Annotated in this window: 20 protein-coding genes and 1 riboswitch; of the genes, 8 read left to right on the top strand and 12 right to left on the bottom strand. The window is 30.3% G+C overall.

Annotated elements, in window-relative coordinates; all coding sequences use genetic code 11:
- Positions 1–22 precede the first annotated feature (22 nt).
- Together H527_RS0100710 and H527_RS0100715 are read right to left on the bottom strand one after the other, a co-directional pair.
- On the bottom strand, positions 23–319 hold the full coding sequence (locus tag H527_RS0100710; protein ID WP_027410926.1) for an isoamylase early set domain-containing protein: 297 nt from the start codon (positions 317–319) through the stop codon (positions 23–25).
- 124 nt (positions 320–443) lie between these two features.
- Positions 444–1,526 (bottom strand): aminotransferase class V-fold PLP-dependent enzyme, encoded by a 1,083-nt coding sequence (locus H527_RS0100715; protein WP_027410927.1) that lies wholly within the window; start codon positions 1,524–1,526, stop codon positions 444–446.
- A gap of 65 nt (positions 1,527–1,591) precedes the next feature.
- On the opposite strand from H527_RS0100715, the gene H527_RS0100720 reads away from it, so the two are divergent.
- Both H527_RS0100720 and fabD read left to right on the top strand, forming a co-directional pair.
- Positions 1,592–2,533 (top strand): dihydrofolate reductase, encoded by a 942-nt coding sequence (locus tag H527_RS0100720; RefSeq protein ID WP_027410928.1) that lies wholly within the window; start codon positions 1,592–1,594, stop codon positions 2,531–2,533.
- A 112-nt stretch (positions 2,534–2,645) separates the two neighbouring features.
- On the top strand, positions 2,646–3,527 hold the full coding sequence (gene fabD, locus H527_RS0100725) for an ACP S-malonyltransferase (protein WP_027410929.1): 882 nt from the start codon (positions 2,646–2,648) through the stop codon (positions 3,525–3,527).
- A gap of 177 nt (positions 3,528–3,704) precedes the next feature.
- On the opposite strand, the gene H527_RS22935 is transcribed toward fabD, so the two are convergent.
- Positions 3,705–5,462 (bottom strand): leucine-rich repeat domain-containing protein, encoded by a 1,758-nt coding sequence (locus H527_RS22935; protein ID WP_027410930.1) that lies wholly within the window; start codon positions 5,460–5,462, stop codon positions 3,705–3,707.
- Between the two features lie 13 nt (positions 5,463–5,475).
- Entirely contained in the window at positions 5,476–6,750 is a 1,275-nt protein-coding gene (locus H527_RS0100735) for a metal-dependent hydrolase family protein (RefSeq protein WP_027410931.1), read from the bottom strand.
- Positions 6,751–7,114: 364 nt separating this feature from the next.
- Between H527_RS0100735 and H527_RS0100740 the strand changes: the two genes are divergently transcribed.
- On the top strand, positions 7,115–7,765 hold the full coding sequence (locus H527_RS0100740) for a PQLLE family protein (RefSeq protein WP_027410932.1): 651 nt from the start codon (positions 7,115–7,117) through the stop codon (positions 7,763–7,765).
- Positions 7,766–7,831: 66 nt separating this feature from the next.
- Here H527_RS0100740 and H527_RS0100745 read toward each other — a convergent pair whose 3' ends face one another.
- The 3 genes from H527_RS0100745 to H527_RS0100755 all read right to left on the bottom strand — a co-directional run bounded on the left by H527_RS0100745 (position 7,832) and on the right by H527_RS0100755 (position 14,099).
- Positions 7,832–10,732, bottom strand: coding sequence for a DEAD/DEAH box helicase (locus H527_RS0100745; protein WP_027410933.1), 2,901 nt, complete (start codon positions 10,730–10,732; stop codon positions 7,832–7,834).
- 242 nt (positions 10,733–10,974) lie between these two features.
- Positions 10,975–12,108, bottom strand: coding sequence for a DegT/DnrJ/EryC1/StrS family aminotransferase (locus H527_RS0100750; RefSeq protein WP_027410934.1), 1,134 nt, complete (start codon positions 12,106–12,108; stop codon positions 10,975–10,977).
- A gap of 191 nt (positions 12,109–12,299) precedes the next feature.
- The gene (locus tag H527_RS0100755; protein ID WP_027410935.1) at positions 12,300–14,099 is read right to left on the bottom strand and encodes a T9SS type A sorting domain-containing protein; all 1,800 of its coding nucleotides are present in this window, start codon (positions 14,097–14,099) and stop codon (positions 12,300–12,302) included.
- A 185-nt stretch (positions 14,100–14,284) separates the two neighbouring features.
- Between H527_RS0100755 and H527_RS0100760 the strand changes: the two genes are divergently transcribed.
- Complete coding sequence (locus H527_RS0100760) at positions 14,285–15,529, top strand: 3-deoxy-D-manno-octulosonic acid transferase (RefSeq protein ID WP_027410936.1); 1,245 nt, start codon at positions 14,285–14,287, stop codon at positions 15,527–15,529.
- A gap of 303 nt (positions 15,530–15,832) precedes the next feature.
- Entirely contained in the window at positions 15,833–16,699 is an 867-nt protein-coding gene (locus H527_RS0100765) for a hypothetical protein (RefSeq protein WP_027410937.1), read from the top strand.
- A 73-nt stretch (positions 16,700–16,772) separates the two neighbouring features.
- On the opposite strand, the gene H527_RS0100770 is transcribed toward H527_RS0100765, so the two are convergent.
- Both H527_RS0100770 and H527_RS0100775 read right to left on the bottom strand, forming a co-directional pair.
- Complete coding sequence (locus H527_RS0100770; protein WP_027410938.1) at positions 16,773–17,429, bottom strand: DUF2461 domain-containing protein; 657 nt, start codon at positions 17,427–17,429, stop codon at positions 16,773–16,775.
- A gap of 14 nt (positions 17,430–17,443) precedes the next feature.
- Positions 17,444–18,058: a deoxynucleoside kinase gene (locus tag H527_RS0100775; RefSeq protein WP_027410939.1), complete on the bottom strand. Its 615-nt coding sequence runs from the start codon at positions 18,056–18,058 to the stop codon at positions 17,444–17,446.
- An 851-nt stretch (positions 18,059–18,909) separates the two neighbouring features.
- Here H527_RS0100775 and H527_RS21115 point away from each other — a divergent pair.
- Positions 18,910–20,091 carry a heparan-alpha-glucosaminide N-acetyltransferase domain-containing protein gene (locus H527_RS21115; RefSeq protein ID WP_035087036.1) on the top strand — a complete coding sequence of 394 codons (1,182 nt, stop codon included), beginning with the start codon at positions 18,910–18,912 and terminating at the stop codon, positions 20,089–20,091.
- Between the two features lie 570 nt (positions 20,092–20,661).
- Here H527_RS21115 and H527_RS0100785 read toward each other — a convergent pair.
- The 3 genes from H527_RS0100785 to metK form a co-directional block, all read right to left on the bottom strand.
- Positions 20,662–21,003 carry a hypothetical protein gene (locus tag H527_RS0100785; protein ID WP_027410940.1) on the bottom strand — a complete coding sequence of 114 codons (342 nt, stop codon included), beginning with the start codon at positions 21,001–21,003 and terminating at the stop codon, positions 20,662–20,664.
- 525 nt (positions 21,004–21,528) lie between these two features.
- Positions 21,529–21,885, bottom strand: coding sequence for a hypothetical protein (locus H527_RS0100790; protein WP_027410941.1), 357 nt, complete (start codon positions 21,883–21,885; stop codon positions 21,529–21,531).
- A gap of 201 nt (positions 21,886–22,086) precedes the next feature.
- Complete coding sequence (gene metK / locus H527_RS0100795; protein WP_027410942.1) at positions 22,087–23,343, bottom strand: methionine adenosyltransferase; 1,257 nt, start codon at positions 23,341–23,343, stop codon at positions 22,087–22,089.
- A gap of 402 nt (positions 23,344–23,745) precedes the next feature.
- A riboswitch (SAM riboswitch) is annotated at positions 23,746–23,857 on the top strand.
- A gap of 119 nt (positions 23,858–23,976) precedes the next feature.
- On the opposite strand from metK, the gene H527_RS0100800 reads away from it, so the two are divergent.
- Together H527_RS0100800 and H527_RS24765 are read left to right on the top strand one after the other, a co-directional pair.
- The gene (locus H527_RS0100800; protein WP_027410943.1) at positions 23,977–25,272 is read left to right on the top strand and encodes an O-acetylhomoserine aminocarboxypropyltransferase/cysteine synthase family protein; all 1,296 of its coding nucleotides are present in this window, start codon (positions 23,977–23,979) and stop codon (positions 25,270–25,272) included.
- A 22-nt stretch (positions 25,273–25,294) separates the two neighbouring features.
- On the top strand, positions 25,295–26,257 hold the full coding sequence (locus H527_RS24765) for an alpha/beta fold hydrolase (RefSeq protein WP_027410944.1): 963 nt from the start codon (positions 25,295–25,297) through the stop codon (positions 26,255–26,257).
- Positions 26,258–26,266: the final 9 nt, after the last annotated feature.

Raw genomic sequence — 26,266 nt, forward strand, 5'->3', positions numbered from 1 at the left:
ACCTTTGTTGATGTTGATAGTTTTATATTATCAATAAACTATTGTCTGTGGCGGCATGATCATTCCATCGATATCCGTCGGCCTCTTTTTCATTAGTCCACTCTCCATCTACTACATATTTAAACTCGAAATTAGTGTTCTTAGGGAGATCGAGGGTTCCTTTAAAATCGCCATTCTTTAATTTTTTTAAAACAGTTGCTTTAGTATTCCACTCATTAAACTCTCCAGCTACACTAACCGAGTTAGCACCTTTAGCAGGGACGATAAAAGTAACTTTGCAAATAGGTTTTGACTTTAAATATTGTTTGGTAATTGCCATGATTTTGTTTAAAATTAAATATTGGTTAATAAAATCAAAACTAAGTTACTATAAAATATTAATAATAACAACTGTAAATATTAGATTTACAGTTGTTTAACAGGTGTTTGGAACAATTTGGATATTAACGGTAATAATGTATTTTTTTTAATACCGTTTCTATATCTTCTATGGTATTATAAAGATGTAAACTAATTCGAAGTCCATTTCCTCTAAGTGAAGTTATGATATTCTGATTTTTTAAGTATGCATGTAGTTTTTGGTCTCCTTTTATATTAAAAATAGTACTATGTTTTTTTCGGTTAGCTACAGTATCTTCTAGTAAATTTAATTTAGTGAACTCAGACTTGGCATAACTGCATAATTCATTTAGATGTTCTTCAATTTTTGAAAGCCCAATTTTGGTTAAAAAATTAAGAGAATACTGTAAGCTTCCAAAATTTAAAGTATCTAAATGTCCACATTCAAAACGAGCTTGTAAACTTGTGTAGGACGGGGCATGACTAGATGTAGAAGCAGCATTAGTATAAGAAATAGGAGTTATTTGGTTAAGAATATTGTCGTTAAACAATATGAATCCATTGCCATAGCCACCCAGCAACCATTTGTAACCACTACAACCAAGTATATCGATTCCTGAAGTGCTAAAGTCAAAAACTTTGGTACCGCAAAATTGTGTGCCATCTGCAATAAAAAGTATGTCTGGATACTGGGCTTTTAGTTTTTTAATAAAATCTAAATCTATTATGATACCATTAAGATATTGTACTAAACTAAAAGCAAAAACATTAGGACTATGTTTTTTTATAGCATCTTCTATATTTTTTTCTAAAGAAATATCTATTTTGGCATAAACAGCCTCAAAGTCCTTGTTTTCTGTAGCAAAGTTAATAGATGGATAGTCTCCTTCTAGCAAAAGCACTTTTTTGCTTTTTTCTAAACCATTTAGTATAGTATTAAAGCCTAAAGAAAAATTTGGGGTTAAAATAAGATTGTTAGAAGAACCCTTAAAAAAGGAGGCAATGGTTTTGCGTACGCTATTTAAAAACAGATGTTGTTCATCTCTAAACATACTGCCACCTACAAGAAAATCGAAATCATGTTCTTGTCTAAAATCTAAAAGCGAATCATATAATAATCCTGAAGATGCGGTATTGAGATAAGTGTTTTGGGCTAAAATCGGGAATTCTTTTCTTAAATTCTTCATAACTAACTTTAATGCTTTTTAGTAAAAACTATATCTTTACTAGTCGATACTAAGGTAACATTAATATGTTTTTAAAAAAGAAAGAAATCTCACAAATTGACCCTCAACAACGTGAGTTATATGAACACGCTCGTAAACGTGTCGTTGAGAAAAAAAAACTATTCAGACATTTTATAGTTTTAATAGTTGGCTCTGTATTCTTTATTCTTCTTAATCTGGTTTTTGGTTATGGAAAAGGAATCACATTTTTTGGAACCGATTGGTTTGTTATTGCAATATTGTTTTGGACATTTTTCTTTGCGATACATTTTTGTAACGTATGGTTGTTTAGTGCATTTATGGGTAAAGAGTGGAGCGATCGCCAAATAACAAGATTAGTAGCTAAACAAAAAGAAGAAATTATTTTACTACAAAAAGATGTAGATTTAATGTATCCCAAAGAAGAATTAATTAAAAAGAAAGAGGATTTTATACAAGAAAGAATATCTAAGCCTGTAGAAAAACCAGAAAAACCTAATCGTGTTATTACTATGATTGCAGCGGCAGGAGAAAATAATGCTTTAGGTAAGAACGATGATTTAATATGGCATTTGCCAGATGATTTTAAACGTTTTAAAAAACTTACTACAGGGCATCATATTATAATGGGACGCAAAACCTTTGAGACTTTTCCTAAGTTACTTCCAGATAGAAAACATGTTGTAATTACTCGGGATAGATACTATCAGGCAGAAGGAGCAGTAGTTGTGCATAGTATGAAAGATGCTTTAGATGTATCAAGACGAGATCAGCAGCCATTTATTATCGGTGGTGGCGAAATTTATAAAATGGGTATGGAATATGCAGATTGCATAGAACTCACCAGAGTACATGAAACCTTTGAAGCAGATACATTTTTTCCTGAAATTGATCCCAAAGTATGGGTGATGGTAAAAGAAGAATTTCATGATATTGATGAAAAACATAAATATCCCTTTACGTATTTAACTTATAAAAGAAAAAGTTAGAAAGACCAGATATAGTCTTTAATTTAGTAACATTTCGGACTTCTAAAACACGAAGATCAGCGTTGTAAATATAATCCTTACTTTTGTCGAAATTTTAAATATACGGTATTTTATGAACGCATACGTATTTCCTGGGCAAGGAGCTCAGTTTTCAGGAATGGGTCTTGATTTATATGAAAAATCAGACATAGCAAAAGAACTTTTTGATAAAGCTAATGATATCCTGGGGTTTGAGATCACTAAGGTTATGTTTGAAGGTACGGCAGAAGAGCTAAAACAGACTAATGTTACGCAGCCTGCAATATTTTTGCATTCAGTTATTTTGAGTAAAGCATTAGGAGATAGTTTTAAACCAGATATGGTTGCGGGGCACTCTCTAGGTGAGTTTTCGGCATTAGTAGCTAATGGTACTTTAGGTTTTGAAGATGCTTTACGGTTAGTTTCTAAAAGAGCAATGGCCATGCAAAAAGCATGTGAGTTACAACCTTCAACTATGGCAGCAGTATTAGGTTTAGAAGATGAAGTAGTAGAGGAAGGATGTAGTTTTATAGATGGTGTTGTTGTAGCAGCAAATTACAATTGCCCTGGGCAATTAGTGATCTCTGGCGAAATAGATGCTATTGATAAAGCTTGTGAATGGATGAAAGAAAAAGGAGCTCGTCGTGCTTTAGTTTTGCCAGTAGGAGGAGCGTTTCATTCTCCTTTAATGGAACCGGCAAGAGAAGAGTTAGCAGCAGCTATTGAAGCTACTACATTTAATACTCCCAAATGCCCAGTGTACCAAAATGTAACTACAAAAGCAGTTACAGATCCTGAAGAAATTAAAAAGAATCTGATCGCTCAACTTACAGCTCCTGTAAAATGGACTCAAAGTGTGCAGAATATGATAAAAGATGGAGCGATATCATTTACAGAGGTAGGACCAGGTAAGGTTTTATCAGGACTAGTGAAAAAGGTAGATCGATCTATGGAAACAATTTTAGCCTCAATTTAAAAAATAAATAAAAACAAACCCCAAAAAGAAACGTATTTCTCTTGGGGTTTGTTTTTTATATAATTTGTGATTTTAGTTTTTTTCTATCCAAAAATATACTTCCCGATATAGATTAAATATCATAGAAATAATATACGATATCTTTTAGGAGTTATAATTAATAGAAAGTTATGAGTGTTAGTATGAGCTGACTTTAATTTTTCTTTGCCTTAAATCTTTTATGATTTCCTTAGAAAAATTCATGTCGTTAGTTCGTTTTAAGTTTGGTAGGTAATCAATATCTGCAATGGAGATAACATCAAATTCATTGTCTTCGCCATCCCAAAAAGGAATAATCTGGCTATGAATTTCATCTCCACCATCAGGATTTAATTCGGTGATATCAATTAGTAGTTCCATAGGGATAGCAAGTTCTTTAAAATATGTAATTGCTTCAGGGATTTTATGATAGCCCTCTGCTTCTATATCTATTTTTCTTGCAGTATAAGTTTCTGTAAATTTCCAGATATCAAATTTAGGAAGCAAGACTTCATCTTCATACATTAGCTTTTGTATAATCATTAATTTAAAATTGAAATCCTTTTCAAAAAAACAATTTCCTTTTGGATACTTATCTATTTTAGCTTTTACATCATCATCATACAAAGCTTTAAATCGTTCTTCTAAATGTAAGACTCTCTTTTTTATTTTTTTAAATCCTTGAGGTAAGTCTTTAAATTTATTTTTTTTGATGCTTAAAGATTTAAGATTTAGTTGTAGGATGGACTCAGGTAAAGTGTCGAGCTGGTTTTGGGTAATATCTAAAGATTCTAAATTGTTTAATTCTCCAATCCAATCAGGAAGTTCTTTTATAGTGTTTTTGTTAATGTTTAAAACCTTTAGATTTTTTAGTTCTTTAAGTTCTATAGGTAATTGTGTGATTTTATTATTACTAAGATGTAGTTCTTCTAGAAGCTTTAATTCTTTAATATTGGCAGAAATATTTTCTAGCTGATTATTACTTAGATCCAGTATTTTTATTTTTTTTAATTTACAAATTTCGCTCCAGTCTTTTATAATGTTTCCACTTAGATAAAGCTCTTTTAGGCTACGTAGTTTGTTTAATTTAGGAGGTATTTGTTCTAATTTATAGTAATGCTTGCTAGAAGATGTAATACTTAATGAAGTTAGAAACTCTAATTTATGTATAATATTTAACATTTCTGGATCAACAACATGAAGATTGCTTATAGATAAACTATTTAAGTTTTCCCATTGTATAATTTTTGAATTTAAATCAGGATCTACCATATTCCAGACTGCAAATTCTCTAAGATTAATACAGGTGTAGATAGTGTTGTCTAGTTTACCATGGTCATATCCATAGTATAGTTTGTTTATAAAAGGAGGAGTAACTTCATTTAATCGGTTTAATGGGTATACATCTTTTATTGCATATGGGTGGTTTCGTATATAAGCTTTGATGTTTTGAAGATATAAAATAATATCTAATTTTTGACTTTTAGGAGATATATCATAATTATTGCTGCCAAAATAGGCGTAGACTTCATTATTAGATAATGAACCATACTCTAGAGTAGCTTTATCAAATAAGTTATAGCGTAATATATATTCTTTACTTTTTTGGTTATTAAAAGATTGATTTAAAAAATCAAGCATTCTTTTTTCGGATAATGCAATTATGCTTATTTTAAAATGGAAATGATAATCTCTTTTACTAGTATTGTTATGATATTCAATCAAAAGAATAGAATAGACAGAGGTGCCGTCGTTGTTAATTTCTTTGATTATAATATCCCCAAAATGACAGATAGCAACAGGTGTTCTGGTCTTATGGTCTGGAAAAATTAATTCAATTAATTCGGATGTTAGTTTTGTAACCTCTGGGGATAATATTGGTTTTTTATTTGAAAACCAGTTGAATATATTCTTCATCTAAAAAAGATAATTAGTTTTTATATATTTTTCCATCTTTCATAACAAATACTACATTTTCCATAGTATTTATTTTTTGAGTAGGATCCTCATTTACAGCTATAATATCTGCAAAAAAACCAGGAGCTATTTGTCCTAGTTGATCTTGCATATTAAGGATTTTTGCATTGGTAGTAGTTGCACTTTGTAATGCAGCCATTGCTGGCATGCCAGCTTCTACCATATATCCAAATTCTTTTCCGTTTTGACCATGTTTAAATACTCCAGCATCGGTACCAAAAGCAATACTTACTCCACGATCGTATGCTTTTTTAAATGTATTTTGTATTTTAGGACCAATCTCTAAAGCTTTAGGAACAATGATGGCTGGATAGTATCCATCTATAGTTGCTTTTTCTGTAACTTCTTTACCAGCAGTAATAGTTGGTACCAGATATGCATCATGTTGTTTCATTAAATCCATTGTTTTTTCACTCATTAAAGTACCATGTTCTATAGTTTTTACACCTCCTAAAATGGCACGTTGCATACCTTCATCGCCATGTGCATGTGCTGCTACATGAAATCCATAGTCTTTTGCAGTTTCGCAGATTGCTTTTATTTCTTCTACAGTAAACTGTGGGTTTGAGCTACTTTTGGCTACACTTAAAACGCCTCCTGTAGCAGTAATTTTAATAAGATCAGCTCCATTTTTATAACGTTGTCTTACTGCTTTTTTTGCATCTTCTACACTGTTTATCACACCATCTTTAGGGCCTGGATTTCCAATTAAAGATCTTTTATTGCCATTGGTTGGATCTGCATGACCGCCTGTAGTAGCTAAAGATTTACCAGCAGTAAATATTCTTGGACCTTCTATTTTTCCATTTTGTACTGCTTTTTTAAGCGAAATATTTACACCACTCCCTCCTAGATCCCGTACTGTAGTAAATCCAGCCATTAAAGTTTTTGTAGCAAAAGTAACTGAGTTATAAGCTATATCTGCTTCGTTATCTGTATATTTTTGTAGATAAGCCTTAGGGTTTGTTTCTCCTTCTAGATGTACATGCATATCTATTAGCCCAGGTATTACTGTCTTGTTTTTAAGGTCAATAGTGATATCTTTTTTTTCTCCGGTAATATACCCATTTTCGATTTTGGTAATTTTATTTCCCGAAACGATAATAGTTTTTTCGGTTAATACTTTTCCAGTTTTAGTGTCAATTAATTTTCCGCATTGTAAATAAGTATCCTGAGCTAGAAGTGTAGAGTATAACAGTATAAATACTAATGTGTATATGTATTTCATTGTGTAAAGATTTATTTAAAAGTATATCGGTAAAAGCAACAATTTATAATAAATAGTCGTGATTTAGGAATAGATTAAGATTTCTTTTGGAAAAAACAGGTATAAATGGATACGTTTTTTAGGGATTGAATTTGATACATTACTCTTTTTGGACTATTTCTTGTTTGTTTACTTCATAAAATTTTTAGACTTTGAGAGAAATATTTTTCTGAAAAAAATCAAAAGTGTCGAAAAATGAAACTAAGATAATGTATACTTGTATTTTAATTTTAACAAATAACCTCTTGTTGTGAACAGAGGGTCTTTCTAGTCGATAGGTGAATAATATTTCTAAACATAAATTTTTTAATTTAAATACATATTTATGGTAAATTCAAGAAAATCAGAAGTCGCTTTATTAGAGCAATATCGTATAGTCTTAGAGGGTACCAAAAATCAACCACAAATTGTGTCAGAAATGGAAAAACTAAACTATGACACCAATAAAATAACAGAAGGGCAAGAGTTATTATTACAAGCTCGCAGAGCTTATAATTTTAGCAAACAAGAAGATAAAAAAACGATAAAGGTGTCTGAGGTTTTTAAGAAAGAAAAAGAAATCCTGAATAAACAATTTAAAAAACATCGTAAAAAAGCAAAAACAATATTTCGTAAAAATCCAGAAATCCTTAAAAAACTAGGAATAGATAGTATCGTGCCCTATGTATATATCAATTGGATAGAAAATACTCGTAAATTTTATAAAGAAATAGATTTTGGTATACAACAAAGGTTGATATTATTGAAAATTACAGAACGAGATGTAGCAGATAGTTTGGTACAGGTCGAAAAAGTAGAAATGGCAAGAGCAGAATATTTGCGTGAAAAAGGAAAACTACAAAATGCCAATAAACAAAAAAGAGCTGCTATTGTTAAGGTAACCGATTGGATGTTAGAGTTTTATTTTATTGCAGAGATCGCTTTAGAAGACCACCCGAAACTTGTGGAAGCTCTAGGGGGGAAAAGAAAAAGTTAAAAATGGTATGAGATCTTAGTTTGATATAAGATAAATTATTTTATATCAAACTAAGATTTTTTATCATCATTTTAATAATTCCTCGAGATTTTGTTCTATATATTGTGGAATAGTATTAACATCAATGATCTCATCAGACAATCCTTTTTTCTTTTCTTGAAGTTGTATTATTTTCTCTTCAATAGTATTTTTAGTAATAAATCTGGTGACCATTACATTGTCGGTTTGCCCTATTCGATGGGATCTGGCAATAGCTTGTTTTTCTATAAAAGGGTTCCACCAAGGGTCTAATAGTATTACATAAGATGCTTTGGTAAGGTTTAATCCAACACCACCAGCTTTTAAAGAAATAAAAAATAAAGATACAGCCTCATTTTTTTGAAATTCATATACTACTGCCTCTCGATCCGTTCCTTTAGTTTTTCCTGTTAAGGTTACATACGTTATATTGTGTTGCCTACACCACTCTTGGTATAAGTTAAGGTGAGAAACAAAAGAGCTAAAAACTAATACTTTTTTATTAGCTTTTACCAAAGTACTTAAATAATTAGTAACATCTTGAAATTTACCAGAAAGATTATCAGAGTCAGAGTCTGTTAGTTTTGGATGATTAACAATTTGTCTTAACTTCATTAAGGTATTGATAATGTGTATTTTGTTTTTTTGAGTTGTGTCGATTCCTAATAGTAAATTTCTTGCTGCAGACTTTTGGGATTCATACTCTTTTTCCTGTTCAGAAAGCATTTCGGTATATATAATCTGCTCTGATAATTTAGGAAGATCTTTAGCAACCTGCTCTTTAGTTCTTCTTAATATAAAAGGATCTATAAGGTTTTTTAATTCATTAATGCGTTCTGTGTCCTGATGTTTTTCTATTGGGGTTTTAAAATGATCCTTAAAAAAAGAATAACTACCAAGCATTCCTGGGTTAATAAATTCCATTTGCGACCAAAGGTCTGATAAAGAATTCTCTATAGGAGTACCGCTCAAAGAAATTTTATGAGTAGTATTAATAGTGTTTATTGCTTTAAATATTTTAGACTCTTTATTTTTAATCTGTTGACTTTCATCTGTTATTAAATAAGTGAAATTCACTTTTTTTAATGAGGAAATATCTTTAGATACAGTAGCATAGGTAGTTAAAATAATATCATAGGTTTCTAGATATGGTGCTATTTTTTTGCGATCTGACCCAGTATATTTTACAATAGTGAGATGTGGTGCAAACTTTAATATTTCATGTGCCCAGTTAAAAACCAAAGAAGATGGTAGAACAATAAGAGCTTTAAGATAGGTTTTTACCTCTAAGGGGTCATTAAATAAATCCAGTCTAACCTTTTTAACCTCTTCTTTTACAGGGGTTAATTGTTCTTTTGCAAAAAGTAACATTGCAATAGTTTGTAAAGTTTTTCCTAATCCCATATCATCTGCCAGACACGCACCAAGTTTATGATGATGGTGATTAACTAACCATTGCACTCCCTCTTCTTGATAGGGACGTAATGTGGCTTTAAGTTTAGAAGATTGGGTGTATGGATTTTGCAGAGTATCTTTTATTGGGATTTCTTCTGGAGGGATAACATCTTTTAGTAGTGTATAATTGCTTTTGGGAAGCTGTATGTTTTTGTCTGTTACCTGAGCGAAATCTACCATTTTTTTATACCGGGTCATCCATTCTTTTGGAATAATAAATACGGTGTGGTCATCAATAGGAAAAAAACGATCATTTAATCTTATGTATTTTACAAATTTAGAAAAAGGAATCTCTTGCTCTCCAATAGTAACAAAACCTTTAATATCAAACCAATCTTTTTCTTGTTTACTATTTAAATGAATATCATAAGTAGATGTACTAATAGTTTTATCTTCTATTAACGGTGGTTTTATAACAAACCCCTCTTTTTCCAACTGAGCTTTGTGTAATTTTAACCATTCTAGAATTTCAAAAGGATCATCAGAGTTTTTTGTTTCTAATAAAATATTGCTGTTAATTTCTAAGCCTTTGGATGTTAATAAGCTAATGACTTTATTTTCGGCATCACTATCTCTTTTGATTTGAGTAATTTCTATTTGCTCTCCTTTTTTAAAATCTACATTAGAAACTGTTGTTTTTGTGCTATTATAATCAAATAAGGCTTCGCCATATTGAAAAGTAGCTTTTAATACATAGGTATTTTGAATAAAATCTTGGATTATTTCAATTCCATACGATGTGATATCGTTAGTACTTCTGATATCAAAACCATGCGTTATAACATCTACGTTTTTAATTATAGGAATAATTACCTTCTCTAGATATATCTTAATATGTTTTTTGGCAATAGTAATTTTTTCTTTATCAAAAAAAGGTTTTAGTTTATTAGCATTAAGGTTTTCAATTTGATACATACACTTATCTATAATGATCCAAGAAGGATCATTAAGCAGTATTTGTATATCATGATTTTTTGGAATCAAAAGAGTGTCTTTGTCTTTAAGAGAAAAAGCATACTCAATACCATCTTCTGTTTTTGTAAACTCTAGTATTGGTTGCAAAGCATTATTGCTAATAGAAAGCCTATGGTTTTGAAAAGGATCTTTTCTTTGTGCATTAAAACTTATAGGAAAATCATTAGCAGTAATCAAAGAGTAAAATAGGTATAATTTTTTTTGGATATAATTTAATAAAACATCTTTTACTTTAGGGTCTTTTGCTATCTCTGCAAGAGGTAAATTTTTTCTTCTTTTTGTAATTACAAACCGCTGTTCTAGTGCGCTAATTTTTAATTCAGAACAGATATTTAATAATTGCTCGTGTGGGGTGTCGTTATATATAATTTTGAAACTCTCTAAAGTTTGAGAGGTAGCTTGTTTTTCTCCATATCCAAGATGATTCTCCGTTATTGGTACAACATAAGCGTCTGGTAAGGCGGGAATTCCTGGTAAATTATGATCAACAAGATTATAACAAATACAAAATGAATCCATGTAAATAGATAAAGGGGTTTGAGAGATTAGATATTGAATGAATTAATGTTTTCTAATATTTAAAACAAGATTATAAGAGTGTTGTAAAAGTTCAAAATAACATAAATTACCAAACTAAGCCTATCGAAGATTAATTTATAACCCATTGGTTAAAATCCTATCAGGTTTAGTTTGATGGCTGTATATTACTTTTTAAATATCTTATAATCCTGTTTTTAGATACTTATTAAATAGTAAAAAAATTATTTGTTTACAAAACGGATAACAGTTTTGGTAATAAAATCGATTTGGTCATTATCTAATTCTGTATGCATTGGCAAAGAAATAACCTCTTTTATTAACTGATTAGTCACAGGAAAATCTGCTTCATTATAACGATCATCCTTATATGCTTTTTGGCTGTGCAAAGGAATAGGGTAGTATATTCCATGAGGAATATCATTATCATTAAGATGTTGTGCTAAAGCGTCACGTTTACCATTAGTGATTTTTAGTGTATATTGATGATATACATGAGTGTCATCTGATCCAATAATATTAGGAGTAATAATATGTTCTTGATCTTTAAAAGCATCAGTATATTTTTTTGCTGCATCCCTTCTTGCGGTATTATAATGATCTAAATTAGGAAGTTTTGCTCTTAGTACCGTTGCTTGTATAGAATCTAAGCGAGAATTTACACCGATAACATCATGGTGATATCGTATATACATACCATGATTTACTATACCACGAAGCGTATGTGCTAAATCATCATCATTGGTAAAAATAGCACCACCATCACCATAACACCCTAAGTTTTTAGAAGGGAAAAATGAAGTAGAAGCTACATGACCGATGGTTCCAGATTTAGAAATATTTCCATTTTTAGAATGATAATTTCCTCCAATACCTTGAGCATTGTCCTCTATCACATATAAATTATGCTCCTTGGCGATTTCCATAATAGCATCCATATTTGCAGACTGCCCAAATAAATGTACTGGCACAATAGCTTTAGTTTTAGGAGTAATTGCTTTTCTAATCGCTTCGGGATCAATATTAAAAGAATCTGGTTCTACATCTACTAATACAGGTGTTAGCTGTAGTAATGCAATAACCTCTACGGTTGCTGCAAAAGTGAAATCTGCGGTAATAACTTCATCTCCAGGTCGTAATCCTAACCCCATCATCGCAATTTGTAAAGCATCTGTACCATTGGCACATGGAATGACATGTTTTACATCCAGATATTCCTCTAATTCTTTTTGAAAACTATGAACTTCTGGCCCATTAATAAAAGCTGTTGATTCTATAACATCAAGGATTGACGAATTGATACGCTCCTTGATTTGCTCGTATTGACCTTTAAGATCAACCATTTGTATTTTCTTCATGAATGTATTTGTTGTAACTCGACGAAAATACAAAATAATGATACGATTGCCAATGAGATATATAGATTTGATGTGTTTTTTTTGAAGTTAGTTAAACTTTGTATTTAAAATGTAAAAAAGATTCAAGTTAGCGTGCGAAATATATCTTTATAGCTAGAATTAAAAGATTGAATGACGATTTTAAAATATGTTTATTCTTTAAAGAATTTTATGGTTTTGAAATCTCCAATTTTTAGTAGGTAAATGCCTCTGTTTAAGGATTGCATTTTTTCTGAAAGGTTATATTGTGAATCTGAATTTGTTATGATTATAAAACTCTTAATTTTTTTGCCTGTAATATCATATATTTTTATAGGGAGCTTTTTGGGTAAAGAGTATCCATTTATAGATAAAAAACTTTTGTTTTTAAAAGGGTTTGGGGTTATTTGAATAGACTTTTTTGATTTGTAAAAAGGCTTTTCCTCTTTGTTTGTTATACCTTTTGTAATATCTCCCACTACAAATCCAGAAATAATACTTCTTCTAAAATTATTTTTATTTTCTGAATTTAAAAACAAACTATAAATACCATCATCCAGGGTTTTAGTGTCAAAATAGAAACTATTATTCTTTTCATTAAAGAATATAACCTCAGGTTCGTTTTCTAATAGAGTGCCATCAATTTTAGAAGTCTTGATAATTATACCCCGAACTTTACTACCTATAAGTAGTTGTGTATCCTTTTTGTGAGAATAAAGGTTCACTTTTAATATAGGGTGTTTCGCATTTGTAATCTGTTCTAGAGACATTTTTATTCCGTTGTTTTGTTTTACAAAGGCAGCAAATCTAGAATTACTTTCTAGGGTTATTTTATTTTCTGAAAAAGGAATAACTGTTTTGTGTTTGTGAGTACTATGTTTTTTGAACGATTGTATTTTTTTATGATTCTTATCAAAAGTTTGAAAGTTAGCAGTTGGTTTTTCATGAATAATATCGGCTATAGCGTATTTTGAATTTTTATCCAAGATTATTTTATCATATTCATTTTCAGAATGAATGATGTAATAATTACTTTCAATTTTAATGGGGTTGTCTGTGTTTTTAGGGATAATAGGATTTTTTTTAGAGTTGTTTTCAATATATGCTTTTATGTATGACCAGCTAAATTGACCCAAGCTAATATTCAGATGATCAAAAAGTGCTCTGGGATCATTTTTTTTAAATATATAATCAGCGCCTGGCCTAAGAGTGCTTTTGTATGCCGCGACCCCGTCATTAGCTCCTTCAATAGGAAGTAATAACCCTCCTGTCAATAAAAAAGCAGGAGCAGCGATGGTAGATCCTTTATAGAATCCAGATGCTCCCAGAGTAACAAATTTTTCTGGCTCATTATCAGGATGGTTGTCTAGGTATGGTCGAACTACGTCTCTGCAATAATAGGTGGTGGAGGTTCGTGCACCTTCGTTTAATCCGGTAAGTTTCCACGCCCAGTTTAACCAAGGCATTTGAGAAATGTCTGCTAAGTGTGTGCCCCAAAACGGAGTGCCCAAAGCAAAAGCTTTTGTTACTTTATTCTTTTTCCCATATCTAAACATAGCGGCTTCTGAGGCTTTCCCTCCATTACTATGTGCTACCAGGTAAACTTGGTCGACATTAAATTTTTGAGTAATAATATCTATAGATTCGGCTAATAGCTCCCCGTTTTTCCAAATGCCTCCGCCTCTGGTAGTCGCAACAAAAACAGCTTGATACCCATTTTTATAGGCTTCTCGGTAAAAAGAATTATCAAATAAAAATTGAGATTGATTTAAATCAATATATCCATGATTAAATAAAATAACCTTTCCGTTGTAGTTAGGAGGGATGGCGCCATAATGAATAGTAGATTTAAGTATTGGGCCTATAAAAAAAGGATTCAATTTGTCTGGTTTAGGAAGTTGTACTTCCTTAAAGTTTTGAGCGCACAAGATGGTACATGAAAATAGTGCAATTAAAGTAATTTTTAATTTCATAAGTATTGAGTTTGTGTAAATATTCTATTAAGTTGTTATTAATTTAGTAAAAAAAACAGGATTAAATTATATTTTCTGTATAATGAGTAGTTGAATTCAGATTTTGTTGTTTTCTTTTTTAGTGTTTTCACATTATTTTTTACAGTAAAGAACAGTATTTTAGCAATTCATAAAAATTAAGATTTTTGAGCATTTTATATAACATTTTTATTGCAATATTTAATAGGTTACTTCCTGTAATAGGTCTATTAAGTCCTAAGCTTGAATTATTTGCAAATGGAAGGGAATTAGTTTTTCAGGTATTAAATAAGAAGATCCTCGCTGAGGATCGTGTCCTCTGGTTTCATTGTGCTTCTTTAGGGGAATACGAACAAGGGGTTCCGGTTATGGAGGTTTTAAAGAAAAAATACCCAAATCATAAATTATTGGTAACTTTTTTTTCTCCTTCAGGATATGAAGCAAAGAAAAAAAGTACTTTGGCAGATGTGATTGTGTATCTTCCTTTGGATACCAGATCAAATGCTAAACGATTTATAAAGCTTGTAAATCCAGAATTGGCAGTGTTTGTAAAGTATGAGTTTTGGCCTAATTATTTAAAAACACTACAATCTCACAATATACCTACGGTATTTATTTCGGCAGCATTTAGAAAAGATCAGGCATTTTTTAAATGGTATGGAACTTTTATGCGAAATGTATTAAAAACTGTGGATCACTTTTTTGTTCAGGATGTAATATCTAAAACCTTAATGGAAAAACAAGGTTTTGTGAATTTAACGGTGAGTGGAGATACTCGTTTTGATAGAGTCTCCCGCCAGATTGAAATGGATAACCATGTAGATTTTATATCAGATTTTGTTAATAACAGACTTTGTATAGTGATCGGTAGTTCTTGGCAGCAAGATGAAGAGGTTTTTATAGATTTTGTAAATCATGCACCAGATACTCTTTGTTTTATTATTGCACCTCATGAAATAAAAGAAAATAGTGTTTCTTTATTACAGCAAAAAATCAAAAAGAAAACAGTTTTATATTCAGAAAAAGATGAAGTGATACTGAAAAATAAACAAGTGTTTATTATGAATTCTATAGGATATTTATCCAGAATCTATAGTTATGCAGATATAGCATATGTTGGCGGAGCAATGGGAACAGGAGGGTTACATAATATTTTGGAGCCAGCAACTTTTGGAATCCCAATTATTATAGGTAAAAACTTTGAGAAATTTAGAGAGGCGATACAGCTTCAAAAACTTGCAGGGCTATTTTCTGTTTCTAACGCAGATGAATTTGCTATAATTACTAATAAACTTATTGAAGATAAAAAATTCAGAGAAAAAACAGGTATGATTTCAGGGCACTTTATCAATAGCAATACGGGTGCTACAAGAACTATTTTAGAGTATTTATCTAAATTGATACACTACTAATTTTGTGCAAAATGCTTTTTCCCAGTGCATTTTAAACTCTTGTTATATGTTACTTCTTTGCTTGTTATATCATAGTCGTTTTTTAACAAACAACAGTTTTACCGTACAAATATTTAGTGTTTTAACTTATTTTTATTAGTATAAACCTTGTTTTTTTTAGGGTTGTTTCCCTTTGATATACAGTTGATTAACTCTGTTTTTTAATCAATTTTGATTATAAATTTGTTTTGGGGATTTAGGTAGTGTTTAATGCTACCAATTTTTAAATAAAACAAAATTAATAACTCTAAAAACTTATTAATCATGAAAAATCGATTTTTAAAAACAGTAATAATTGTAATTGTCCTTAGTATAGGATTTATTGCTTGCGAAAAAGAAGAGGTTGTAGAACAGCAACAAATAGTATTAAATGAGGAGCCAACTAAAGATGCTGTGCTTCCTACCGATGTATCCATGCATTCACGTCTTGTGGCAAAAGTGCAAAAACAAGGTCACGAATTTAGCTTTATAGCATTAGGAGAAGAAGATGATATAGTGGTTATAGAAAGATTATATGGGGATGCATTTAGTAATCAAGAAAAAGGGGTAATAAAAAATGAAGAACTAACTCCGTTTGATGTTTTTGTGCAGGTTACTGATAATAATATTGAAGTGCCAGATAGAATTGCAAAAACAGCTAGTAAAGAAGCTTTAAAAGCTTCTAATCGACAAATCCAGAAGTTTGAGAAGCAAGTAGAAATTTTGGATGCTAATTATGTCGAATTGAACCAAAAAGCAGCTTGCTATGATGTAGGGGCAACTAATTTCAGAAATACTTATTGTTATGCACCTGTTTCTTCTACACCTTCTAATATTGAGTTTTGTGATGAGGGAGCAAGAACATCTGCATTAACCAGAGAATCTTATTTTGGTGGATCTTGGAGAGAATTAGATGATACACGTACATGGACAAATGTGATATGCGGAAGAGTTAGAGTGCAATTCTACGCATGGGAAAAAGATGGAATATGGCCTTGGTCTGATTATAAATGGTTTTTAAAATATCAAGTTGATTTTGATAATGGAATATGGTATGCAAATTATTTAACATCAAGTAATACAGAAAGAAAAGTTGTAAGAAAAAGAACTTCTGGTACAGGTTCTTATAGATCTTATACTAGATTTCATTAATTTCTTGAAATCAATTTAGATCAAAAACAAACAAGAGATGTAAGATTTTTTATGTCTCTTGTTTATTTATAAATTATACAGTTACGGCTTGATTAAAATATCGCCTAAATGGAAGCATTTCTTTGTAAACCTTTATGATTTTATCTGTAAAATTGTTGCTAAGGATATCTTCTTTAGATAAAGGATGAATTACAGCAAAAGTTCGATGCTTAAGTAAGTCAATATGCTTATGGTTAGCACTATATCCTTTTGGTGCTGTTTTTAACATGTTTTTATCAAATAACATCCCGCCAAAAGTGGCTTTGAAACTATTTTTATTAAGAATTTTAACTAATTCTTCACCATTATAATCAATAGCTTCTCGAATACTATTAAGAGTTTCATTATCAGGTTTCCAATAGCCACCAGCTAATTCACACTCGTTAATACCTATTTGGATATAAAAATCTCCTTGCTTTGTTCTTTGGTCTAATCCAGCAGCAAAATGATCTTTATACACTGGTTTATTTGGGTGAAAAAGTAAATTATTATTAATACGATTTATCCCTTTTTTTCCAGAAGTAGGGTAGTAAGTAGGATCTATAGCTGCAAATTTGGTGTCTAATTCATCTAACCATTGTATAAAAGAATTTCGAACATCTTGATATCGTTTTCGGTTATCATCCATCCATTCTTTATGATTATTATTTTGTAAATCCTGTAAAAATTGGAAAAGAGTAGTGAAATCCATTTTGCTTTATTTTATTAAAACAACCCATTTAGTTCTGCATCAATACGGTTAATGATATTACCTAAGTCTTCAGGGTTATCTACAAAATTAATATGATCTACATCTACAATAAGAAGATTTCCTTTATCATAATCATGAGCCCATGCCTCGTAACGTTCATTAAGCCTACTTAGGTAGTCAATACTAATTGTGTTTTCGTATTCTCTACCTCGCTTATGGATTTGATTTACCAAGTTAGGAATACTACTTCTAAGATAGATTAAAAGATCTGGACCTTCAACAACACCTTCCATAAGATCAAAAAGAGATCTGTAATTTTCATAATCGCGATTTGTCATAAGTCCCATTGAATGAAGGTTTGGTGCAAAAATATAAGCATCTTCATAAATAGTTCTGTCTTGGATAATATCTTTTCCGCTTTCACGAATTTCTAATATTTGTCTAAAACGGCTATTAAGAAAGTAAATCTGAAGATTAAAAGACCAGCGTTCCATTTTATTATAAAAATCCTCTAGATAAGGATTTTCTAATACATCTTCAAAATGGGCTTCCCATTTATAATGTTTAGCAAGCAATCGGGTCAATGTTGTTTTTCCGGCTCCGATATTTCCAGCTATCGCTATATGCATAATAGATTTTTTTCTTGAGGTGTTTTTGTGAAAAAGGTGTGCTAAATTGGGTGTAAATATAGGGCATTTTATAAGTAACATAAAAAAAAGGATACAAAAGAATTTTGAGGTATTAATAGTTTTATGTATTTCTGGCTTTGTTAGTTTGTAACATAGTATTAGATAATGTTTTTAGGGGGGGCTTAAACAGATATTTAATAAAAAACACTATTCGTCTTTTTGATTAAGTGAGTAATCCCTTCAAGATTGTCTTCGAAAACAAAATATGATTTTGCTCTGAGGTTATTGTCCAAGCAACATGTTTAGAGTTAGTTGTAAAGATTTTTATCGCAACCAAAACATGTGATGTTTCGATATGGTTTTAAGTTTTATTACTGAAGTTTATAGGTGTGGTTTCAAAAGTAGTTATTGATATTTGATTGCTCTATTTTTTATTATAGATCAACTATTTAGAATTTAGATCTTTAGATGAGTTTAGTGGCTTGCTTTTATCGGTTCTTACGTTATAGTTGTATTATGTTTAATATTTAAGCTTAGTTCATAGGTGTTGTTTGATTTTACAATTACAGAGCTATTCTTAATTTATAGGTAGAATAATGTGCTCTTTATCTAAAACATTGTTTGAGTTAGATTTCTGAATAAGATAGATGTTAAATGTTATTGTAATATGTAGAAATTTGTTTGAAAAATAGAGGTGTTCATTGTGTTTGACAATAGAGAAAGTGTATTAATTGTAAATACTTAAAAATCAGTATAGAAATACAAATAAAAATTGGTTAGCTTTGCGCGCTTTTAAGCAATAATAGAACCCAGAACTCGTTTTTGGGAATGACTAACCAAAGATTTCAATAATGACTAAAAGCAATAGTCGATTGCATTTTATGGATGCAATACGGGCATTCGCAATTATTATGATGCTTCAAGGGCATTTTGTGCACTCTCTTTTGGGAGATGTGTATCGGGATAAAAATAACCTTGTGTATACTATATGGGAGTATTTTAGAGGGATGACTGCTCCTACATTTTTTACGATAACTGGTTTTATTTTTACGTATCTATTACTAAAACAAAAAATTACTGGGTTAGAGAATCCCAGAGTGTTAAAAGGAGTGAAACGCGCAATTAAAGTTGTTTTTTGGGGCTATTTGTTGCGATTAAGTTTTTATGCTCTTTTTACAGGAACTGTTAACGCCTCATTTTTTTATGTAGATGTTTTGCAATGTATAGGTACTTCATTGTTGTTGTTGACAGGTATTTATCTTGTTTTGTATCGCCTTAATCAAACTTGGTTTCGAAATACAGTTTTTGGTTTAGGGTTTTTTATCTTTCTTTTTCAGCCTATCTATAGTAGTTTTATATTAGAATCTTTACCTCAAACAGTAGCTAATTATTTCACAAATAAAAATGGATCTATTTTTACATTATTACCTTGGTTTGGTTATGTGTGTTTTGGTAGTTTTATGTCTACTTTTTTTTTAAAGCATGGGGATTGTAAAAGATTTTATTTCTGTGCAACGATAGTTCTTTTTTTTGTTGGGATTTTGTTAGTTTTCTTTTCATCACCAATTTTAATGCTTTGGCATTCATTTACAGAGGTTGAAATTTTTAAAGCTGTAGCCTATAATAATTTTTTGTTTATAAGATTAGGAAATGTGTGTATACTTTTTTCTTTGTTCATTCTGGCGAGAGATTATCTTACTAATAAAATAATAACAAAAATAGGAGGACGAACATTATCTATCTATATCATTCATTTTTTTGTTCTTTATGGAAGTTGGTTTGGGTTAGGACTTAGTAGATTTTTTTATCATAGTTTATCCCCAATACAAGTTTTTGTTGGGGCGTTGATATTTATAGTAAGTATATGTTCGTTGGTTTTGTTTTATTATAAAATTGAAAAAAAACTAAAATTGGGGACTTATAATTTGTTAGATAAGACAATTCAAAAAACTAAAATTATGTCTGAATTTTCTGGAGATTTATTAAGTGATATTATTCGAAAATTTAAAAATAGTAGATATATAAGGAGATAGATTTTTTTTTAAAGAACATCTTATAGTTTTGTAATCAGCTTATTATACTTGGGCAAACAATAAGACTGTTAAATAAAAGGAAATATGTATGCGTATTAGTTTAGGTTTATTTGTTAAAGGATAACTTTATAAGTAATATTTAGGTTTTAGTATAGCTTATTGTTAAACCCATTTATAATTCATTATGTAGCCAAGTATATTTAATAAAGGTGTTCTTGTTATTTTTGGATAGTTAGAATGGGGTTAGTAATGGCTTAATTTTATTTATAGGGGGGATTAGTATCTTTGTAAGAGTTGTTAAGTATGGTAGTAAACCTTATTTTGGTTAGTGTATCCTATAGGTGTATGTTTTTTGTTTGAAAGACAGAATAACAATAGGTGGGCTTTTTAATCCATATTGTGGAGTTTAATTCTTCGAGACTTGCTTCGAAAACAAAATGTATTTTCGGGAGCATACTTCATGAGCTTCCTCAGAGGTTATTGATTCATTGATTTTGACATGACTTTTTAGGTAAAGTTATGTTAGTAGTTTATTCTGTTTTTTACTTTTAGACGTGTTCTTTGTTTTTTTTACCACCCAGATAAAAGAGATTCTTTACTTGTGTGTATATATACGGTGTCTATCTTTCTTATAGAATGAATAGGATTTTTTGCATTAGAAAATCTTTTTTTACTTTTTTTAATTTGCTTTTTAATCTTTCGCCATTCTTTTTCGTTATAAGATTTAATCCTTATAGGTTTGTTTGTAGTTACTGTATCGTGCTTGATTAATTTGTTATTAATTTGATTATCGGATATTTGTAGATTACTTTTGTTAGCTGTATTGATAAGTTTATAATTGATAATACTATTTTGCCCTATAGACATATTGAATACTAAAAGTAATATAATAGTAGTGAAAAATGCTTTCATTTTTTTTTAGATTTTTAGATATTAATAATTTAAAAAATAAAACTTTTATTTAGTTTAAATATAGTGTGTGCTAAATAAGTGTCTGTATTTCAGTTACTAATATAGCTATACTATTTTAATATCAATTATGGTAAAACCACAATATATTATAAGTGTTTATCCCCTAAAAGAGCTTTTTAAACACTATGTTTACTCATTTTTTTATTCAAAAAACACATAAAAAATTGAGCGAATAAAGGTGTGATTTTTTTTTAAAAATACCTTTTATACGATTTACGAATAAAAATCTCGCATATAATCGCATTCTTTTTCTACTATATTTTCTTCATAAAATGAAACAATAGCTATGACTATTCTTTAATTTGATTCATCAATCTAGCGAAAAACCTTTGCAATTATTTATATGTAATTCTCATCCGTAAATCGTATTAGAGAAGAAAAGTTTGTTTTATAATATTAAAAAAAGGAGTTAATCAACGTTGATTAACTCCTTTTTTTAATATTTACAATTAATACTAATTTATTTTACCATCCCGATAAGCGTGATTCTGTACTGTGATCTGGAACATTTAAATAGATAGTATCTATTGTCTTAGAAGAGTAGATATTATTCTTTATGTTAGAAAATCTTTTTTTATTTTTTTTAAGCTGCTTTTTTATTTTTTTCCATTCTTTTTTGCTATAGAAGCTCTTATCTTTTTTTACTGAAGGAGTTTGTACTATTAGTCTATCCGTAGTAGAAATTTTATCAGTACTATATTCTTCTTCCAGAATCTGATTATCAATGTTTTTTACTGAAGTAAATTCATTTTCAAAATTTTGACCAAAAGAGATGCCACACAGTAATAAAAAAGTGATATTTATTGCAAATTTTAATTTCATTTCCCTGGATTTTAATGTATTAATTAATAATGATACATTGAAACTATAAAAAAAACATATCAAAATATTTCCCTCTAAAATAGATATGTTTATATTAACGCGATAAATGTAGTAATATTACTTGATCTTATAATACGAATGAGTCGCATTTTTAAATGGTTTATTAAGAAATAGATAAAAATACAACAAGAACGAATTTTCTTAAATTTCAAAAGCTTTTTTAACCGTGTCTACATAATCTAGTTTTTCCCAAGTAAATAGCTCTACTTTCTTTTCGACTTTACCCGAATATGGACTTTCAAAAACTTTGGTAATAGTTTGAGGCTCCTTACCCATATGCCCATAAGCAGCAGTTTCTTGATAAATAGGGTTTCGTAATTTAAGACGTTTTTCTATTGCAGAAGGTCTCATGTCGAATATCTCTTCTACTTTTTTAGCTATTTCGCCATCTGTCATTCCAAGAGTACTAGTTCCGTATGTATCCACAAAAATAGAAGTAGGCTTAACTACACCTATTGCATAGGATACTTGAACCAATACTTCGTTTGCCACACCTGCAGCAACTAGATTTTTGGCAATATGTCTAGAAGCATAAGCAGCCGATCTATCTACTTTACTTGGGTCTTTACCCGAAAAAGCACCTCCGCCATGCGCTCCTTTTCCTCCATAAGTATCTACTATTATTTTTCGTCCTGTTAAACCTGTATCTCCATGTGGACCACCAATTACAAATTTTCCAGTTGGATTAATGTGGTATGTAATATCGTCGTTAAACAGCTCTTGTGTGTACTGAGGTAACTGTGCAATTACTCGTGGTATTAAGATGGATATGATATCTTTCTTAATTTTACCTAACATTTTATCATCATCCTTGTCAAAATCATCATGTTGTGTAGATACAACTATTGCTACTATTCGTTGAGGTACATTATCATCACTATACTCAATAGTAACTTGGCTTTTGGAATCAGGGCGTAAATAAGGTATATCAACACCTTCTCGTCTTAGTTTAGCTAATTCTATTAAGATTTTATGAGAAATATCAAGAGCCAAAGGCATGTAGTTAGCAGTTTCTTTGGTAGCGTAACCAAACATCATTCCTTGATCCCCAGCACCTTGTTCCTCTTTGTTTTCACGATCCACTCCTTGATTTATATCTTGTGATTGCTCATGAATAAGAGAAATCACACCACAAGAATCCCCACTAAATTGGTAAGCTCCTTTTGTGTATCCAATCGTATTGATTACTTCTCTTGCAATATGTTGTACATCAAGATAGGTTTTGGATTTTACCTCTCCAGCAAGAACTACTTGTCCTGTGGTAACTAAGGTTTCACATGCTACTTTAGAGTCTGGGTCAAAAGCTAAAAAGTTATCTAATAATGCATCACTAATTTGGTCTGCTACTTTATCTGGGTGTCCTTCAGATACACTCTCCGAAGTAAATAAATATGCCATTTTTTATTGGTTTTATTGAGATTTGTTTAAACGAAGTTGCGAAATAAAGCTTTCGATTAGTTTTAATAAATCGAACTGCTTTAGCATTTTTTATACTATTAATCTAGGATTAAGTATTTTGGGTTGCAATCAGTCAAATTTTTCCCGTAAAAATATTTATCAAAGGTAAAAAAAATGATAATACTTAAAAGTATTTAACGTATCATTAATTTTGGGAATATTTCATTTTCTAAAAATTTTGAAGAAATAATAAAGATTTACTTTCTATAAGAAAAAATGATTATCAATTTAGATTATGTAGTTTGATATGGGTTTTCTTTTTAAAAATAATTTTTTGCTAAAAAAGTACGTCGTTTAAAAATATTTACTAGATTTGCTGCCAAGTTTCTTATACATATTAGTAAGTTATTAAGAAAGGTGGAGGGAATAGACCCTGTGAAACCTTAGCAACCCTTTAATTTATTTAAAGAAGGTGCTAAATTCTATCCTATTGATTAATAGGAGAAGATAACTCGATATAATTACATTTTATTAGTAATTGTTATATCCCTTTCTTTTTAATTTTCTATATCCACTCACTGTAAACAGTGTTTGATGTATTTGAATTTTATTTAAAATTTAAAATAGAAAATTATGAGTACACAAAAATTTGCAACAAAAGCTTTACATGCTGGTCATGACGTTTCTGCTAATGGAGGTACCAGAGCAGTGCCTATTTATCAAACTACATCGTATGTTTTTAAAGATTCAGATCATGCAGCCAATGTATTCAATTTATCAGAATCAGGGTTTATTTATACCAGATTAAACAATCCAACAAATGATATTTTAGAGCAGCGTCTCGCAGCTTTAGAAGGAGGTATTGGAGCAGTAGTAACCGCATCAGGTACAGCTGCAATTAATACTACATTACTTACATTGCTTAAAGCAGGAGACCATATAGTTGCTTCTAATAGTTTATATGGAGGGACTTATAATTTATTAAATGTAACACTTCCAAGGTTTGGAATCACTACCACATTTGTAGATCCCTCTAGGCCTGAAAATTTTGAAAAAGCAGTACAAGAAAATACTCGGGTATTTTTTGTAGAGTCTTTGGGAAATCCAAAGTTGGATGTATTAGATTTAAAAGAAATATCATCAAAAGCAAAAGAAGCTAAAGTGCCTTTAATAGTAGATAATACTGTAGCCACACCAGCATTGTTAAATCCGATTGAATACGGGGCTAATATAGTGATTCATTCACTTACCAAGTATATTAGTGGTAATGGAACTTCTCTTGGAGGGGTAATTATTGATGCAGGAACTTTTGATTGGTCTAATGGTAAATTTTCAGAATTTACAGAGCCTTCAGCGGGATATCACGGACTAGTATATCATGAGGCATTAGGCGCAGCTGCTTTTATAGCAAAGGCAAGAATAGAAGGGTTAAGAGATCATGGTGCAGCCTTAAGTCCATTTAATGCATTTCAAATTTTACAAGGCTTAGAAACATTAGAAATTAGAGTTAAAAAACATAGTGAAAATGCTTTAGAATTAGCTAAATGGTTAGAAAACCAAGACGAAGTAGTGTGGGTAAAATATCCAGGACTTAAAAATGACACTTATTACCAGCTAGGACAAAAATATTTGCCAAAAGGACAAAGCGGTATTATAACTTTTGGAGTAAAAGGGGGATTTGATTCAGCAAAAATAATAGCAGATGAAACAAAACTTTTTTCCTTGTTAGCTAATATTGGAGATTCTAAATCTTTAATAATTCATCCAGCAAGTACAACACATCAACAGCTAGATGAAAAACAACAAGAGTCTACAGGAGTAAAAAAAGATTTGATACGCCTATCTGTTGGGATAGAAGATGTAGAAGATCTTAAAGCAGATTTAAAAGCAGCATTTGCTAAAATAATTACAACTGTTAAGTCAAACTAAAAGATACTATCTCGATTTTATTATGCTTCAAAAATTAGATATTTCAAATTTCACTACAATCAAAGGTAAGTGTATTGATAAAATACCTCTTACATATCAGGTATTTGGAAAACCTCTTTATCAAGCACCAATTGTTTTGGTGAATCATGCTCTTACTGGTAACTCTACAGTGTGTGGAAAAGATGGTTGGTGGAGTGGGTTAATAGGAAAAGGTAAATGTATTGATACAAATAAATATACAGTTTTATCCTTTAATATTCCAGGAAATGGATACGACGGTATAGCAGAAAATCTAATAGAAGAATATAAAATATTTAATGCTAGGGATATCGCGGCAATTTTTTTAGAAGGATTAAAATCTTTAGAGATTGATAAGTTATATGCAACAATAGGAGGATCTGTTGGAGGAGGCATTGCTTGGGAGTTAGCAGCTCTTCATCCAAAACTAATAGAACATTTAATACCAATTGCGACAGATTGGAAATCTACAGATTGGTTAAAGGCAAATTGTTTAGTACAAGAACAGATTTTATTAAACTCTAAAAACCCAGTTTATGATGCCAGATTACATGCGATGTTAATGTACAGGTCTCCCGAGTCCTTTAAACAAAAATTTAATAGAACATATAATCAAGAAAAAAACATATATAATGTAGAGAGTTGGTTATTACATCACGGAGAAAAATTAGATGGCAGATTTGCACTTTCCGCATATAAAGAACTAAACTATATCCTTGCAAATATTGATATAACCAAAGGAAGGGAAGGGTTTTTGGAAGTAGTTCAAGAAATAGAGTCTGATATTCATATTATAAGTGTAGACTCAGATATGTTTTTTACCGTTGCAGAAGATAAAATTACATTTGAAAAACTTAAACAAGTGAAACAAAATGTGAATCACAGAATTATTAATTCAGTTCATGGTCATGATGCTTTTTTAATAGAATATGAACAATTAAGTACGTTGCTAAAGGACGTTTTTTAAAGAGAAGAA

This window comes from Aquimarina muelleri DSM 19832 (genome assembly GCF_000430665.1).
Taxonomy (GTDB): Bacteria; Bacteroidota; Bacteroidia; order Flavobacteriales; family Flavobacteriaceae; genus Aquimarina; species Aquimarina muelleri.